The sequence below is a fragment of the Caloramator sp. genome (assembly GCF_020054765.1).
Classification (GTDB): domain Bacteria; phylum Bacillota; class Clostridia; order Clostridiales; family Caloramatoraceae; genus Thermobrachium; species Thermobrachium proteoclasticum.
The window spans coordinates 1-16,707 of sequence record NZ_JAIHAO010000042.1; the positions used below are offsets into that span (position 1 = coordinate 1).

At 32.4% G+C, this 16,707-nt stretch carries 18 protein-coding genes, 1 tRNA gene and 1 other RNA gene; 17 read left to right on the forward strand and 3 right to left on the reverse strand.

Translation table 11 applies throughout. The annotated features are described in order from the left end of the window. Window positions 1–98, forward strand: a 98-nt coding sequence (locus tag JG776_RS10525) for a zinc ribbon domain-containing protein (protein WP_291965875.1), incomplete at its 5' end; no start/stop codon positions are given. A 262-nt stretch (window positions 99–360) separates the two neighbouring features. Here JG776_RS10525 and JG776_RS10530 read toward each other — a convergent pair. Next, window positions 361–1,542, reverse strand: a complete 1,182-nt coding sequence (locus JG776_RS10530) for an MFS transporter (RefSeq protein ID WP_291967295.1) — start codon at window positions 1,540–1,542, stop codon at window positions 361–363. Window positions 1,543–1,714: 172 nt separating this feature from the next. On the opposite strand from JG776_RS10530, the gene JG776_RS10535 reads away from it, so the two are divergent. The 9 genes from JG776_RS10535 (at window position 1,715) to JG776_RS10575 (ending at window position 7,056) form a co-directional block, all read left to right on the forward strand. Beyond that, entirely contained in the window at window positions 1,715–2,425 is a 711-nt protein-coding gene (locus JG776_RS10535; protein WP_291967297.1) for a metallophosphoesterase family protein, read from the forward strand. A gap of 81 nt (window positions 2,426–2,506) precedes the next feature. After that, complete coding sequence (locus JG776_RS10540) at window positions 2,507–2,800, forward strand: metalloregulator ArsR/SmtB family transcription factor (protein WP_291967299.1); 294 nt, start codon at window positions 2,507–2,509, stop codon at window positions 2,798–2,800. 108 nt (window positions 2,801–2,908) lie between these two features. After that, window positions 2,909–3,002, forward strand: a tRNA-Ser gene (locus JG776_RS10545). Between the two features lie 3 nt (window positions 3,003–3,005). After that, window positions 3,006–3,270: signal recognition particle sRNA large type (ffs, locus tag JG776_RS10550), an RNA gene on the forward strand. Between the two features lie 81 nt (window positions 3,271–3,351). Next, entirely contained in the window at window positions 3,352–4,956 is a 1,605-nt protein-coding gene (dnaX, locus tag JG776_RS10555; protein ID WP_366934204.1) for a DNA polymerase III subunit gamma/tau, read from the forward strand. An 89-nt stretch (window positions 4,957–5,045) separates the two neighbouring features. After that, entirely contained in the window at window positions 5,046–5,384 is a 339-nt protein-coding gene (locus tag JG776_RS10560; protein ID WP_027309213.1) for a YbaB/EbfC family nucleoid-associated protein, read from the forward strand. Window positions 5,385–5,396: 12 nt separating this feature from the next. After that, a complete protein-coding gene (gene recR, locus JG776_RS10565; protein ID WP_291967300.1) occupies window positions 5,397–5,990 on the forward strand; it encodes a recombination mediator RecR in 594 nt (197 codons plus the stop codon). A 624-nt stretch (window positions 5,991–6,614) separates the two neighbouring features. Next, complete coding sequence (locus tag JG776_RS10570; protein ID WP_291967302.1) at window positions 6,615–6,704, forward strand: acetyltransferase; 90 nt, start codon at window positions 6,615–6,617, stop codon at window positions 6,702–6,704. A gap of 55 nt (window positions 6,705–6,759) precedes the next feature. Next, the gene (locus tag JG776_RS10575) at window positions 6,760–7,056 is read left to right on the forward strand and encodes a hypothetical protein (protein WP_291967304.1); all 297 of its coding nucleotides are present in this window, start codon (window positions 6,760–6,762) and stop codon (window positions 7,054–7,056) included. A gap of 309 nt (window positions 7,057–7,365) precedes the next feature. Here JG776_RS10575 and JG776_RS10580 read toward each other — a convergent pair whose 3' ends face one another. Continuing rightward, window positions 7,366–8,361: a YeiH family protein gene (locus tag JG776_RS10580; RefSeq protein ID WP_291967306.1), complete on the reverse strand. Its 996-nt coding sequence runs from the start codon at window positions 8,359–8,361 to the stop codon at window positions 7,366–7,368. 148 nt (window positions 8,362–8,509) lie between these two features. On the opposite strand from JG776_RS10580, the gene JG776_RS10585 reads away from it, so the two are divergent. Continuing rightward, a complete protein-coding gene (locus JG776_RS10585) occupies window positions 8,510–9,391 on the forward strand; it encodes a LysR family transcriptional regulator (RefSeq protein ID WP_366934205.1) in 882 nt (293 codons plus the stop codon). A 310-nt stretch (window positions 9,392–9,701) separates the two neighbouring features. Here JG776_RS10585 and JG776_RS10590 read toward each other — a convergent pair whose 3' ends face one another. After that, on the reverse strand, window positions 9,702–11,594 hold the full coding sequence (locus JG776_RS10590) for an alpha amylase N-terminal ig-like domain-containing protein (RefSeq protein WP_291967310.1): 1,893 nt from the start codon (window positions 11,592–11,594) through the stop codon (window positions 9,702–9,704). Between the two features lie 320 nt (window positions 11,595–11,914). On the opposite strand from JG776_RS10590, the gene JG776_RS10595 reads away from it, so the two are divergent. The 6 genes from JG776_RS10595 (at window position 11,915) to JG776_RS10620 (ending at window position 15,797) form a co-directional block, all read left to right on the forward strand. Then, window positions 11,915–12,184, forward strand: coding sequence for a DUF2508 family protein (locus tag JG776_RS10595; RefSeq protein ID WP_035166601.1), 270 nt, complete (start codon window positions 11,915–11,917; stop codon window positions 12,182–12,184). Between the two features lie 41 nt (window positions 12,185–12,225). After that, window positions 12,226–12,498: a pro-sigmaK processing inhibitor BofA family protein gene (locus JG776_RS10600; RefSeq protein ID WP_291967312.1), complete on the forward strand. Its 273-nt coding sequence runs from the start codon at window positions 12,226–12,228 to the stop codon at window positions 12,496–12,498. 268 nt (window positions 12,499–12,766) lie between these two features. Continuing rightward, a complete protein-coding gene (locus JG776_RS10605; protein WP_291967314.1) occupies window positions 12,767–13,345 on the forward strand; it encodes a 2-oxoacid:acceptor oxidoreductase family protein in 579 nt (192 codons plus the stop codon). After that, window positions 13,338–13,643: a 4Fe-4S binding protein gene (locus JG776_RS10610; RefSeq protein ID WP_027309347.1), complete on the forward strand. Its 306-nt coding sequence runs from the start codon at window positions 13,338–13,340 to the stop codon at window positions 13,641–13,643. Before JG776_RS10605 ends, JG776_RS10610 begins: the two co-directional genes overlap by 8 nt. Window positions 13,644–13,662: 19 nt before the next feature. Next, window positions 13,663–14,841, forward strand: a complete 1,179-nt coding sequence (gene porA, locus JG776_RS10615; protein ID WP_291967316.1) for a pyruvate ferredoxin oxidoreductase — start codon at window positions 13,663–13,665, stop codon at window positions 14,839–14,841. An 11-nt stretch (window positions 14,842–14,852) separates the two neighbouring features. Next, window positions 14,853–15,797: a thiamine pyrophosphate-dependent enzyme gene (locus JG776_RS10620; protein WP_291967318.1), complete on the forward strand. Its 945-nt coding sequence runs from the start codon at window positions 14,853–14,855 to the stop codon at window positions 15,795–15,797. Window positions 15,798–16,707: the final 910 nt, after the last annotated feature.

A 16,707-nucleotide genomic window follows, 5' to 3' on the forward strand; every position in this document is an offset into this window, starting at 1 on the left:
AGAATTTAGCATTGAGAGAATGGAAATGTCCAAAGTGTGGTGCAGTTCATGATAGAGATATAAATGCAAGCAAGAATTTGCTAAAATTAGCCATGTAAATGGTATATTTGGGGAAGGAACAGCCCTTTGAGCGTGGGATAACTTGCTCCGATGGGAGTATTGACCACGAAGCCACCACTTCTATAAGTGGGGGTAGTTCACAGGCTTTAGTATAATATACTTTGTAATAAAAGCCCCATAAAGGAATGGTTAATAAATCCTTTGATGGGGCTTTTTTAGATTTTAGCGAACAATTAATTTTGTCAACAGTCTGAATAACTTAGATTTTGTTAAAATTTAGAATACTGCTTTAAATATAGATTACTTTTGTAAACTGCGTTTAAACTTAAAATAGAATATAAACGCAACTAATTGACATATTGCTGAAAACATAATTATTGATAATGTGGATACTTCATATAAATAACCCATTATAACGCTTCCAATTAGCATTGATATACCATATATTGTATAAAAAATACCATAGGCTCTTCCACGTATATCCTTAGTTGTTATATCGGCAATGGCAGCCTTTAGTATAGTTTCGTGAATGCTCATTACAATACCCCAAAGCATAACAGATACTATCGCAAAGTACATATTTTTAGAAAAACCTAAAATCACAAGGGCTACTGAAAGGATAGGCACAAACATAAGTGCTTTAAAGCCTTTTTTATCGTAGTATTTTCCGATGATAAGAGCAAACAATCCATCAAGTGCCATTGCAACGGCATAAAGTGTAGGTATTACCCCCTCTAATATTATCTTTTTATTTAAGAAATGATAAGAAAGTATAGGGAAATTAACAAAACCAACTATACTAAAGAATATGAATAGGGAGTAGTTTATAAATTTTTCAGTATATAAAGCCTTATTGTTTTTAATGTCAATCTTCTTTTCAGTTTTTATATCTTCCTCAAGTTCCTTTGGATTAGGAACTCTAATTCTTGCAAATATTACAAAGGCAATAGTTAAAAGTGCAGGGATTAGCATAAATTTAAATCCTGCTTTATATGTTCCTGTAAGTGTTAAGGCAAAAGTAAATACAAGAGGGCCAATTAGTGCTCCAAGCTGGTCAACTGCCTCTAATATACCAAATCCAAAACCAGTTCCTACGTGCTTTGTTGCGTGGGATAGCATTGAACTTTTCCCAGGGCTTCTAATTGCTTTACCAAGTCTTTCACATAGTACAAATATTGCGGCAACCTTCCAAGTATTAGAAAAACCTAAAAGTGGAACTGATAGTAAAAGGGTATAGCCAAGAATAGTAATAGGCCAATCCATTCCTGTCTTGTCAACAAAGTATCCTGAAATCAATCTAAAGGTATAACCTAAAAATTCACCAAGTCCTGTAATAAATCCTATAATAGTTGCGGTGGCACCCAATGATGCAAGATATGTACCATATACGCTTCTTGCACCTTCATAGGTAACATCACCTAAGGCACTTATAATACCAAATAGAATAATAAATTCTACAGCTATTTTTTTCTTGTCCTTCAATTTTATCTCCCCCCTTTAATATGATAGAAATATTATAATATTTTATACTTATTAGTACAATAGTTTATGGAAATAATATATGTTATCTAAGAAATTTTTAACACTAAATTAACTTTACAGGCAACATATTTATACATTATTATATAATTAAATAATATTAAGAGGTGATAATATGAGAATAGCAGTTATATCTGACATTCACAGCAACATATATGCTCTTGAGAAGGTTTTAGAGGATATAGAAAGAAGAGATGTTGATTTGACAGTATGTTTAGGAGATCTTGTAGGTTATGGGACTCATCCAAACGAAGTAATTGAACTTATCAGAAAGAAAAATATATTAACTATTATGGGTAACTACGATGATGCAGTTGGATTTGAGAGAATGGTTTGTGGATGTGATTATCCAAACCCTAAGGATGCTGAAAACGCAGGAATATCACTTGGTTGGACAGTAGAAAACACAACTGAGGAAAATAAGAGATTTTTAAGAGCACTTCCAAAGGAGGCTGTTTTAACTTTTGGTGAAAGAACATTTATATTTGTTCATGGAAGTCCAAGAAAGATAAATGAATATCTAAAGGAAAATTCAAAGGAAGCAGAAGAGGTTATGGGAGAAATAAGCCACGATATTTTAGTTTGTGGACATACACATGTGCCATATTTTAAAAGATACTACAACAAAATGTTGATAAATTCAGGTAGTGTAGGCAAACCTAAAAATGGAAGACCAGATGCAAATTATATAATTATAGATGCAGATGATGAGCTTAAGGTTGAAATAATGTATGTACCATACGACTATGAAAGGGCTGCACAGGATATGGAGGAGGTAGGAATGCCAGAGAGCTTCATAAATAATATAAGAACTGGAAGGGCATAAATGCCCTTTTTTACTTATGTCTTGCATATATTTGTTTAGAGAATTATAATATTATTAACTACAGAATAAGGGGTGTTAAAGGTGACACAGGAGGAAATGATTGTTAAAATATTTAAGGCATTAGGACATCCAATAAGATATAAAATAGTAAAGTTTTTGATAGATGGGCCAGAATGTGTATGTAAGCTTAATGAAAATATAGAGTTTAGCCAATCAAATCTTTCACAACATTTAAGAATATTAAAGGATGCTGGTGTGGTTAAGGGAGAGAAGGTTGGGCTTAATATTCACTATAGTTTAGCATCTGAAGAAATAAAGGAGTTATTTGAAGTTGCTGAAAAGGTTGTTGAATCAAAATTAAAGCATTTAAGATAAGTTAACAAAAGGTTCCTGTAACCTTTTGTTAACTTATTACAAATATTTCTGACAAATCTCACCTTGACATAACTTAATAAAATATATATAATGTAATAGTCAGCACATGGAGAGATGGCTGAGCTGGTCGAAGGCGCGCGACTGGAAATCGCGTATACGGATAAAACCCGTATCGGGGGTTCGAATCCCCCTCTCTCCGCCATGACCGTGCTAGACGGGGAGGTAGCGGTGCCCTGTAACCTGCAATCCGCTATAGCAGGGTTGAATTCCTTACCTAGGTGTAAGTATGTAGGGACTGACCTGGGTAAGTGGTGTTGAAGATTGGGTCCTGCGCAACGGAAATTCATGAACCCCGCCAGGTCCGGAAGGAAGCAACGGTAAGTGAACACTTTCGTGTGCCGCGGGTAAGCCTGATTGGAGCTTACTGCCCAGGTAACGCTTGTAGGCTTACATCGAAGTAAGGTGCACGGTCTTAAAAATAGCCTTAAGGGCTTTTTTTTATACTTTTTTAAATTACTATAATTGGTTATAATTATTTAAGGGGTGATATTATGTACAAAGCCCTTTATAGAGAGTTTAGACCACAAAACTTCAGCCAAGTTGTAGGGCAGGAACATATAGTAAGAACACTTAAAAATCAAATATTGCAAAATAAAATTCCTCACGCATATCTATTCTGCGGAACTCGTGGAACAGGAAAAACGTCAACGGCAAAAATATTATCGAAGGCTGTAAACTGTCTAAATTTAGTTGATGCAGAACCTTGTAATGAATGCGAGATGTGTAGGGAAATAAATGCAGGAACATTAATAGATGTTTTTGAGATAGACGCTGCATCAAACAACAGAGTTGAAAATGTAAGGGAACTTATTGAGGATGTAAAATATCCACCTCATAGAGCAAGATATAAGGTATATATAATAGATGAGGTACATATGCTTTCCCAAAGTGCCTTCAATGCACTTTTGAAGACTTTAGAAGAGCCACCTAAGCACGTTATTTTTATACTTGCAACAACGGACCCTCAAAAGGTACCCCCTACTATACTTTCAAGATGTCAAAGGTTTGACTTTAAGAGAATCACAACAAAGGATATGGTTTCAAGATTAAGAAGTGTCGTTCAGCAAGTAGGAGCACTTTGTGATGACGACACGCTTGAACTTATATCTCGTGTTTCAGATGGAGCAATGCGTGATGCACTTTCTATTTTAGATCAGGCAATTGCAATGTCTGATGGTAAAGTTGAATACCAAAGAGTTTCTGAAATGCTTGGGCTTACATCCAATGAACATATTTTTAATCTTGTTGATTTTATGATAGATAGAAATATAGAGGGTGCAATAAGGACAATTGACGAGGTTATATTAAGTGGTAAGGATGTAGTTCAGTTTATTAAAGATATGACAAGGCATTTTAGAAACCTGCTTCTTGCAAAGGTTAGTAAAAATCCTGAAGAAATACTTGATTTGAGTAAGGAAACTATAAACAGATTGGTTGAGCAGTCGAGGAAGCTAAGAAGTGAGGAAATAATGAGGGCAGTTAACCTATTTGTTGAGGCAGAAAACTCGACAAAGATTACAAATCAATGGAGAATACTTCTTGAGATGACTGTAATTAGATATTGTAAAAGAGAGTATGATATTTCCGTTGAAACTATTATGTCAAGGCTAAATACATTAGAGGAAAAGATAAGGGAAGGAAGCTTTATCGTACAAAGTAGAGAGCCAAAGATACAAACACAAAAATCAAAGCCTAATGTAGCTAAAAGGATAGAAGAGCAACCAATCAAAAAGGAAATGGCTTTATCAGAACTTCCTGTACTTGATGTATCTATAAATGAAGTTAGAGCAAGCTGGCACGATGTATTAAACTTACTTAAGGCAAATAAAAAGATGATAATATATGCATATCTTGAGCCTGGGGATGTTGTAGAAACAAAGGGCAATAAGATAGTTGTAGGATTTGATAAAAAGTATTCCTTTAGTAAAGATAACCTTGAAAAGGCAGAAAATAAAAAGGTAGTTGAAGAATATTTCTCAAAGGTTTTAAAGAAGGATGTTAAATTTGAATTTAGAATATTAGGAGACCCTATGGAGGATGAAATAGATAGGGTAAAGAGTGTTTTAGGTGAGGATTTAGTTGAAATAGTAGAGTAGTTTGTGATTGAATTTACAGAAACTAACTGGTACAATAAGAAGGTAAAATGAATATAATAAAATGATAGTGAATTAAGGGAGGTTTTTATATGTTTAAAGGTGGAATGCCCCCAATGGGTGGAAATATGAACAATCTACTAAAGCAGGCACAAAAACTTCAAAAGCAAATAGAAGAAATGAGAGCAAAGCTTGAACAAGAAACTGTTGAAGCAACTGTTGGTGGTGGAAAGGTTAAGGCAGTTGCAAATGGAAAGAAGGAAATAGTAGATATTGTTATTGATAGAGAAGTAGTTGATCCAGATGATGTTGAAATGCTTCAAGATCTTGTTTTAGCAGCAGTAAATGAAGCTTTAAAGAAGGCAGAAGAAATGATGGCAAATGAAATGGGTAAACTTACAGGTGGACTAAATATGCCTGGTCTTTTCTAAGGAGTGAGTTGATTGTTTTATCCTATAAAGGTTGCAAAATTAATTGAAGAACTTTCAAAGCTTCCGGGTGTTGGAACAAAGACAGCCCAGAGGCTTGCTTTTTATATTATAAATATGGATAAAAGAGATGTGGAATCTCTTGCTGATGCTATAATTGAAGCAAAGGAAACGATTAAATATTGTTCTGTTTGTGGTAATTTAACTGATACAGATCCTTGTGTAATTTGTTCAAATACTGCAAGGGATAGGAGTACGATTTGTGTTGTTCAGGAGCCTAAGGATGTTATTGCAATGGAGAGAACAAAGGAATACAAAGGTTTATATCACGTTCTTCACGGTGCAATTTCTCCAATGCTTGGTATTGGACCCGATGATATTAAAATAAAAGAGCTTTTATCAAGAATGAATGAAGAGGTAAAAGAGGTTATTATTGCAACAAACCCAAATGTTGAGGGAGAGGCTACAGCAATGTATATAGCAAGGCTTATAAAACCTCTTGGTATAAAGGTTTCAAGAATAGCCCACGGAATTCCAGTAGGCGGGGACATAGAATATGCAGATGAGGTAACGCTTCTAAAAGCCCTTGAAGGCAGAAGAGAAATATAAGTGCCACCAGAAATTGTGTATTCCTCAAAAAATTCCTTCAATTCCAATTAAACTCCTTCAAAAGAAAATAAAGTCGTTCAAAAAGGAAGAGTAAATTTAAGGCTCTTCCTTTTAGTATAATTTTAGGATTTCAGGAAAATAGGAGAATAGGGTGTTAGGGTATTGAGTTTTTTAGGGTTTAAGTTATATAGGATTATAGTTGATAAAGAGGATTGATTTAGAATTAGAAATGAGGGAAATAAAGGATTAATAAAATAGGGATTTGATAGAGAAAAAATAAGATTAAATATCAGAAAAAGATATACCCCCTATTTTACTAAAATCTTATTCCCCTATAAATCCTATAACCCTAAAAAACTAATCCCCTACCCCCTAAATTTTGAACAACTTTATTTTCCTTTTCGATATATTTATTTGGAAAATAAAGGATAAAAATTGGAAATTTTTTTAAAAATTTTGAAGGAGTTTTTTGCTGGTATTATATGGGAGGCAGATTTTTCAAGGGTTTTAAAGGGGTGGTTTTGAAGGAGTTTTTTTGACGATAACAAGTGAAATGTGACATTATCCAAAATTTACAATCATTTCGCTTGGGTGTATTTTTAATAAAAAATAAGGGGGAGTATTTTGGATTATCTAATAAGGCCAATAAGACTTGAAGATGCTGAGGATGTAAATGAAATAAGGAGAATGGATGGGGTTAGGGAAACGATATAAAAAGTGCTTATGTTTAAAAACTAATAATTAGTGGTTTCAAAATGGGAGGGGAAAAATGAAAAATTATATAAAAACATTAATCTATGCAGCATTATCATTTGGATTTTTTATGAGTATATTTTTCTCGCTTATGTTTTTGTCACCATTGAAAGGTATTATTCAAGGAGTATTGGCAGGAATTTCATTTGGGATACTTATTGGCATTTTTATGTTTTTCCAAAGCAAAAAATTTAAAAAGATTGGATTAGAGATAACAAATGGCAAAGAAATAATTTATGATGGACCTGCAAATCATTTTATCAAAAATGAAGCAGCTGGAGGATGGCTATTTTTAACTAAAGATGAACTGTGATATTTCAATCACATAAGTTTAATTTTAATCCGCATAAATTAATAATTCCATAAAAAGAAATAAAGGAATTAAAAATAATATCAGTTTCTATAATTAAAAAAGGATTAAAGGTTATAACTATAGATGGTGGAGAAGAAGTTTTTGTTGTTAATAATGTGAATGAGTGGATTAAGTTGATTAAGTAAATAAAAAACTGAATAGATATATATATTAAAAATTAGGTTTAGTATAAATAAAGAGAAAGGATTTTTTAACCTTTCTCTTTTTCTCTTTGTTTAATGTTGTTTGATATGGATTTTAAATTAATTATTATAAAGTTTGAACTATTATACTTGAGACTGCAACTGAAAACCAAACAATTAGGCCTAATAAGAGAGGTTTTATACCTGTTTGAAGTATTTTTTTAAAGTCTGTTGAAAGCCCAATTGCAGAAAGTGCCATAACAATCATAAATTTACCTATTGTGTTTATATATGAAATTATATCTTTTGGAAATAATCCAATTGTATTTAAAATAGAAGCTACTAAAAACCAAATTATAAACCAAGGAAATATTTTCTTAAAGCTATAATTTACCCCCAGATTTTGTTTTGATTCTTTTTTCTTTTGTATTGAAGTTATGATTGCAAAGATTAAGGAAATAGGGATAATCATTGTTGTTCTTGTTAGTTTAACAATTGTAGCATAGGCACCTGCAGCGTTGCTGTATATGTATCCTGCTGCTACAACAGATGATGTATCGTTTATTGCAGTTCCTGCCCAAAGTCCAAACGACTTATCATCAAATCCGAGAATATGACCAAGTGGAGGGAAAATAAGTACGGCTATTATATTAAATAAAAATATTGTAGATATTGAGTATGCAACTTCCATTTCATCAGCTTCAATTATTGGAGATATTGCAGCAATTGCAGAACCTCCACATATTGCAGTTCCAACGCCTATAAGTGATTTTAATTTATATGGTATATTAAGAAGCTTTCCAAAGACAAATGCAGTAATAAAGGCTACTGAAAGAGTAATGAAAGTAACAGATAATGATTCAATACCTGTTTCATAAATTTGTTTTATGTTTAAACTTGCACCAAGAACAATGATTGCCCATTGAAGAATTTTTTTAGAAGTAAATTTTATTCCTTCTTGAGAATCTTTTGGTTTTCCTATTGTATTATTTATAAGTATACCTAAAACTATCCCAAACACAGGCCCACCTATTACAGGGAATATTTTACCAAGTTTATAGGCTATAATAGATAAAATTAGAGATAGAAGAATTCCTTGATAATTTTTTCTAATCCATTCCATAATGTCATCTCCTTTTGCAAAAGTTTTAACAAATATAATATTAATGCCACATATCTGTATAAACAATAAATGATTTATTATAAAACTATAACAATATGTTATAATAATTATGTATTTTTATGCTAAATGTTTGGGGATGGTAGGTTTGATGGATGCAAAGTTGGTTTCGTTTATTGCCCTTGCAAAATTTAAAAATTATACAAATGCAGCTGAATATCTTAATTTATCTCAACCTGCTGTATCTAATCATATTAAGTTACTTGAGGAATATTATGGTACTAAACTTTTTAAGAAAGTAGGAAGAAATATAGAATTAACTGAAGAAGGTAAAATATTATTTAAATATGCACAGGATATAGACGTGTTATATAGAAAAGCATTGGATGAGATTAAAAATAAATCGGGAATACATAGAACATATAAAGTAGGGGCAAGTATGACAATTGGGGGTTATGTATTGCCCAAGATATTAGCAGAATATCAAAAGCAAAATCCCAATATTAGAATTTTACTTGAGGTGTATAATACAGAAGATATAGAAGATAAGTTGTTAAAGAGGAAATTAGATTTTGCTGTTGTTGAGGGGCCTTTTGATAAACAAAAATTTTGTTATAGCAAATTTAAAGATGATGAGCTGGTATTAGCTGTTTCTCCAGAACATTATTTTGCAAATAAAAAAGAGGTAGATATAAAAGATATTATAAAGGGCAATTTAATATTAAGAGAAAAGGGTTCTGGTACAAGAAAGATATTTGAACAAATTGTTTTAGGAGCAGGGTATGATATTAAAGATATAAATATCTATATGGAGATAGGTAATATCAATGCAATAATATCATTGGTTGAGGCTAACTTAGGTTATACAATAATATCGCGAGAGGCTATAAAAAAAGAGCTTAAGATTGGAACTTTAAAAGAGGTTCCAATTAAAGATATACGTATATATAGGGAGTTTAACTTTATATATTTAGATGAGGCTAAGGATAGTTTTATATATGATTTTATGGATTTTTGTATAAAAAATGTATAAGGAAGGCATAAAACCTTCCTTTACTCATCTTGTAGTAATGTTTTTATTATATTTACTGCTGTATCTTCATCTCCCATTTTAAACCATATATAGTATTTACACATTTTACATTGAGGTTGATTTTTGCCCTTGCAGGTGTTTTAAATTAATTCTATTGCCTCAAAGCATTTAGGTTTATCATTCATAAATATTACCCCCATAAACCTATATTTACATTAATGTTATCGTATTATTTTGCATAAACTATATCTTCTCTTCAGGATTTGTAATAATAAATTTGTGGGGCAATATTGTGTTTTGCAAAGGTATCTTAGGGCTTTAAAGTTATTTCATATAAATAGGCTTTATTGGCACTAACTTTTAAATTTACAATACCATCTTTACATATATAAGCATTTTTTTCATTAAATACTTCATTTATACTACTCTTATCAGTTATTCCAATGAGTCTTCCGTTTATAGGAATCTCTTTATCTGCATTTTCCATTGATACAACAGTTATAAATGCCTTTTCGTTATTAAATCTTGCAAAGGCAATAATTGAACCTTCTGCATAAAGAATTTTAAACCCGCCGTTTTTTAAGACATCTTCTTTGGTTCTAAGGTGAGCTAATTTTTTATATAGGTTGTAGTGATTTTTATTCCACTTGTCTTCTTCCCAAGGCATACAGTATCTACAGCCTTCACCATAACGCAGATCTCCTTCAATTCCAACCTCATCACCATAATAGATAGATGGAACTCCAGGGAAAGTAAATAACATAACAACAGCACAACGGTATGTTTCAAAATCTATATGTGGCATTATATGAAGTCTATGTACATCGTGGCTGTCTAATAGGTTAAACTGATTCATCTTAACTTGATATGGAAGTTGTGCAAGATGCTGACTAAGTTGCTTTGCAAGTTTTACAGCGTCTTTGTGCTTGCTTTTTAAAGGTATATGGGTTCTTGTTAGATAAACATCTATATCACCAATAAAATCTCTAACAGGTCTTTGGAATCCATAATAATTCATAGCAGCATCCCATTTATCTCCCTGCAGATACTTTGAAGTATCTGCCCAATGTTCTGCCAATAGATACATATTTGATTTTGCTGCCTTTAAATGTTGTCTTAGTTCAATCCAAACTTCATTAGATACATCTATTTCATCTTTTCTTGCCATATTGTTTGCAACATCAAGTCTCCAACCATCTATATTGTATGGAGGTTTTAACCAAGTTTGAAGAACAGAATGAGGCTTTCTATATATAATGTCTCTTAATTTCTGAGAACGGTAGTCTAAACTTGGGAGAGTGTCTACCCCCATCCACCTAAAATAGTCTCCATTTTCATCAAAATAATAGTATTCTCTTTCTTCAGCGTTTTTATCATTATATGCACCAGTTGATTTATCAAAAAATCCTTCTTTATTAAACCATCTATGCCCTGAACCAGTATGATTTACAGATATATCAAGTATAATTTTCATATCGTTTTTATGAAGTTCATCAACTAATTCCTTTAGTGCCTCATTTCCACCAAAGTGCGGGTCGACTTGAAAATAATCTATACAGTCGTATTTATGGTGAGAAGGTGCCCAAAATATTGGATTAATGTAAACTGCATTGACACCCAACTCCTTTAAATAAGGAATTTTTTGTTTTATTCCTTCTAAATCGCCACCATAAAAATCTAAACAGTGTCCTTCGCTATATTCTACAGGTTTTTTGCCCCAAGGTTGTTTTGAAGTAGGATGCCCATCTAAAAAATATTCTTCATCTTGTACATCATTATCTGGATTTCCGTTATAAAAACGGTCAGGGAATATTTGATAAAAAACACAATCTCTTACCCATTCAAGGTTTTCATAATCTGCAATTATCTTAAAATCATAGTGTTCGTTTGGGTCGTAGTTTGTAACCTCAAGCTGATTATAATAATACACATCATCATCAGTTGCAATCATAAAACGATAATTAATTGTTTTTTCACTTATTTTTAAATCTGTGCTGTAGTAGGCAAATATATCATCTTCGTTTTCTCTTTTCATTTCTATCATATGATGTTCTCCATTTGGGAGGTATCTTAAAAATATAGCTTTAATAGGTGCATCTTTGAAAACCCTAAGTTTAACTTTAATTGTTTCGCCTAATCTTGGATTAGGATTGCTTAAAAAATTCTTTGAGCCATCAGAATAGATGCCTTGTTTCCAATCCATCTTTTTCTCTCCTTTTTATTATACTTAAACGTTTAAGAAAATTATAGCATAAAATCATATTATATATAAAGTAAAAGTATAACAACACAATACTAAATTCTATATTATTGTTCGTATAATGAACAATAAAAAAGTATATTACAAAATGATGGCGTATAGGGAATAATAAGATATGGAGTAGTAAGTTTTTAAGGCTGTAGATGTTTTTAGTACAATATTATGCTTATACTACATAAAAATAATTTTATACCTTAGTTTTTTGTATAAACTCTCCTTAACTTGTCAATAATGTAGATGTAAAATACGGAGGAGGGGTTAAAATGGATGGACATGTTTCAACCATCGATTTATTAGAAAAAGCAATAAGGGTTATAAGTTCTCCAAAGGTTCAAGAAAATAAGGAATTGTTGGAGGTAAAAAGTGAAATAGAAAGGGTTATTTCAGAAATAAAAAGTGCACAGGAAACCTTTATGTATTCAACTGACCCAGATATGATAGATTATGCAATATATAAAGAAAAGGCCGAATTTGCAAGATTAAGTTATCTATTCAAAGTGGCAAAAAGAATTAATAATATAGTTAACTATTAAGGCATATAAATATAACAAACAAACTTCATAGGAGGAGTTATATGCCTTTACAAGTTGATGTTAATGTAATCGTATATGTATTAATTATATTTCTATTATTTTTATTTGTTATGGCATTGAAGGAAAAATCATTAATAGTTATTAAATTTATTTTAAAAACAGCAATAGGTGGCATTATAATTTTTGCAGCAAATATAATAGGACAAAAATTTAACATAACAATTCCTCTTAATATATTTACAGCTTTTTGTGCTGGAGTGCTTGGAATACCTGGTATAGGTCTTATAGTTCTTTTAGAATGGGCTATCTTTTAATTAAAGGACAAGGTTGACTTGTTCTTTTATTTTGCCATCAAAACGTTAATAAATTAACAAATTTTTAGATAAGTCGAATTTTTTAGGTAAGTTTATTGACAGGATTTTTTTAGTCTGTTACAATTTTAATTGACAGGCTGTTGTATTGAAAACCCTTGTATTATAAGGCATTTATGTGCTGTTATAGTACAAGGAGTACAAATTATGCTATAACAGGCTTGTTCAGAATTTTCTGTTATATAAAAGAGTGTGAAGGGAGGATAATTTAATGTCAAAGCTAGTTGAAATTCGTTGGCATGGTCGTGGTGGCCAAGGGGCAAAGACAGCTTCACTATTACTTGCAGAAGTAGCTTTTAATACTGGAAAGTATATTCAAGGTTTCCCAGAATACGGCCCAGAAAGAATGGGTGCACCAATAACTGCATACAACAGAATAAGTGATGAGCCAATATCAATACATAGTAACATTTATGAACCAGATTATGTAGTTGTTGTTGATGAAACACTAATTAAGTCTGTACCAGTTACAGCAGGACTTAAGAAGGATGGTGCAGTGATTGTTAATACTGCAAAGTCACCAGAAGAAATTAAGAAGGAATTAAACTACGATGGTAGAGTATACACAATAGATGCAAGAAAGATTTCAGAAGAAACTCTTGGAGCATATTTCCCAAATACTCCAATGCTTGCTGCTGTTGTTAAGATAACAGGAGTAATTCCAGTTGAAACTTTCTTAAATGACATTGAAGCTTCATTTAAGCATAAGTTTGCTAATAAACCTCACGTTGTTCCAAAGAATATGGAAGCTGTTAAGAGAGCACTTGAGGAGGTGAAGGGAAATGAATAAAGAAAGAAAGGTTAACATAACAAATGAAACAACTTGGAGAGAAACTACACCAGGTGGAGTAATTTTAGATGCAGGTAATGCAGAAGATTTCAAGACTGGTGACTGGAGAGCAATGAGACCAGTTTGGTATGAAGATAAATGTAAGCACTGTCTACTTTGCTGGGTTGTTTGTCCAGACAACTCAATAAAGGTTGAAAATGGTAAGCTTGTAGGATTCGATTTTGACCACTGTAAGGGATGCGGAGTTTGTACAAAACAATGTAAGTTCGGTGCCCTTGACTTTGTACCAGAAGAATAATGAGGGGAGGAATTAGGCAATGGCAAAGAGAGTATCATTAAGTGGTAATGAAGCAGTTGCATTTGGTATGAAACAAATTAATCCAGATGTTGTTGCTGCTTTCCCTATAACACCATCTACAGAAGTTCCACAATATTTCTCACAATTTGTGGCAAATGGTGAGGTTACAACTGAGTTTGTACCAGTTGAATCAGAACATAGTGCAATGTCAGCATGTATAGGTGCTGCGGCTGCAGGTGGTAGAGTTATTACAGCTACTGCATCAGCAGGTCTTGCACTTATGTGGGAAGTATTATATGTTGCAGCATCAATGAGAACACCAATGGTTCTTGCAGTCACAAATAGAGCACTTTCAGGACCAATTAACATACATAACGACCACTCAGACTCAATGGGTGCAAGAGATTCAGGTTGGATACAACTTTATGGTGAAAATGCTCAAGAAGCATACGACAATCTAATGCAAGCAGTAAGAATAGGAGAACATCCTGATGTACAACTTCCAGTTATGGTTTGTTATGACGGATTTATAACAAGCCACGCTGTTGAAAATCTTGAAATGCTTGATGATGCAGATGTTAAGGCATTTGTTGGAGAAGAAAGAAAGGCTCCATTTGCATTAATAGGTCAAGATCCTGTATCAATGGGACCACTTGATTTACCAAATCACTATTTTGAACATAAGAGACAACAAGCAGAAGCAATGAAGAATGCTAAGAAGGTAATTCTTGAAGTTGCTGCTGAATATGAAAAATTAACAGGAAGAAAGTATGGTTTCTTTGAAGAATACAAGATGGAAGATGCAGAAGCTGCTTTAGTTCTAATTAACTCATCAGCAGGTACTGCAAAGACAGTTGTAGATGCTCTAAGAGCTCAAGGTAAGAAGGTTGGTTTAATAAAGGTTAGAGTATTTAGACCATTCCCAGCTGAAGAAATAGCTGAAGCTCTAAAGAATGTTAAGGCTGTTGCAATAATGGATAAGGTTGACGGTTTCAATGCAGCAGGCGGCCCATTATTCAATGAAGTAGTAAGTGCTATGTACGGAAGAGCAGATGGAAAGATAGTACAAAACTACATCTATGGTCTTGGTGGAAGAGACGTTACAACATATAACTTTGAAGAAGTTTTCAGCAACCTATTTAATGCTATTGAAACTGGCAAGTATGAAGTTTATAACTACATTGGTGTAAGAGAATAGGAGGTGCCATCATGCCAAATTTAAAGGAACTTTCAGCAAAGAAGGTTAGATTAACTGGTGGACATAGAATGTGTGCAGGTTGCGGTGCCCCAATGGTAGTAAATTGGATACTTAAGGCACTTAAGGATGATGAAAAGGCAGTAATTGCAAATGCTACAGGATGTCTTGAAGTTTCAACTTGTCTATATCCATATACAGCTTGGAAGGATTCTTGGATACACACAGCTTTTGAAAATGCAGCTGCAACAGGAAGTGGTGCAGAAGCTTGCTATAGAGCATTCCAAAGAAAGGGTAAAGTTAACGATACATATAAGTTCATAGCATTCGGTGGAGATGGTGGAACTTATGATATCGGTCTTCAATCACTATCAGGTGCTATGGAAAGAGGACATGACTTATTATATGTATGCTATGACAATGGTGCATACATGAACACAGGTATTCAAAGATCATCAGCTACTCCATTTGGTGCAGATACAACAACTTCACCAGCTGGGAAGGTAGTTCCAGGTAAGCAACAATTTAGAAAAGACTTAACTGAAATAATGGTAGGACATCATATACCATATGTTGCTCAAACTGTTCCAGTAATTCCAGGAACTAAATATATGTTTGACCTATACAACAAAGCAGAAAAGGCATTCAGCATAAAGGGTGCTAAGTTTATGAACGTATTAACTCCATGTCCAAGAGGATGGAGATGTGATACAGCAACTGAACTTGATGTTGTTAAGGCTGCTGTTGAAACTTGCTTCTGGCCACTATATGAAGTTGAAAATGGAGTTTATAAGCTAAACTACAAGCCAGCAGAAAAGAAGCCAATAACTGAATGGTTAAAACTTCAAGGAAGATTTAAGCACCTATTAAAGCCAGAAAATGAACACATAGTTGCTAAGATTCAAGAAGAAGTAGATAGAAGATGGGAAAGACTTCTTGAACTTTGTGGCGAAAAATAATAATAAATAAAAACACCTAAAGGATAAAAACCTTTGGGTGTTTTTGTATTTCGGGAGACCCATATTATTTATATCTTAAAGCAGAAAAAGATAAAAAGAAATAAAAACAAGCATATAGCTTAAAATAAGTTTAAGATAGATTTATAATTAGTATTTCAAGTTATGGAATATCCTTTTGAGTGAGTAAGTGAATATATAATATTTACCAGGAAATTACTACTTAGTAAAGCAGGGGTATGAATTAAAGAAATAAAAATATGCTAATAATTAGGGTATTACCCCTTATATATAGTCGAGATTTTTTAGACGATAGACAGTTTTAATGTAGATTTTATTTAGTTTGTTTTATAGACTCGTTTTATATTATAAATGAATAATAAATATATAATTAGTTCCAGAGTGATAATCAAATTGTATAAGCAAATATTTTTAACTTAATGAACAACAGAAGTAGCTTACTTTTATAAGTGTAGGTAGTTTATTTTATTATGTAACATAAGAAAAATAGTTAAAAAACATAATGTTTTATTCAAATTATTTTAGACTTTTTGTATTTGATTGTGAATTATATTTGATAGGTAAAAAATAATATGTTTAATATGAATAATATAAAATCTTAGTGTTAATAATAAAAAATGTAGAGTCAACTAATCCTGGTATATCGATATAAGCAAATTAGAGAAAAAAGATGAAATTTATATCAATGTTTTACTTAATTTCATCTAATCAAAAAATAATATTACAATAAACTTTAATTGTGTGTTATTATGTAAAAGTCGTCGCGAGGGCGGCGAAATAAAAAACAAAAAAGTAGTTGACATAATAAAAAAGACGTGATAAGATAAATAAGCGTCAACGGTCCTTGAAAACTGAACAGCGAGAGCGAACGTACCAAATAAGAAGCTAGGTT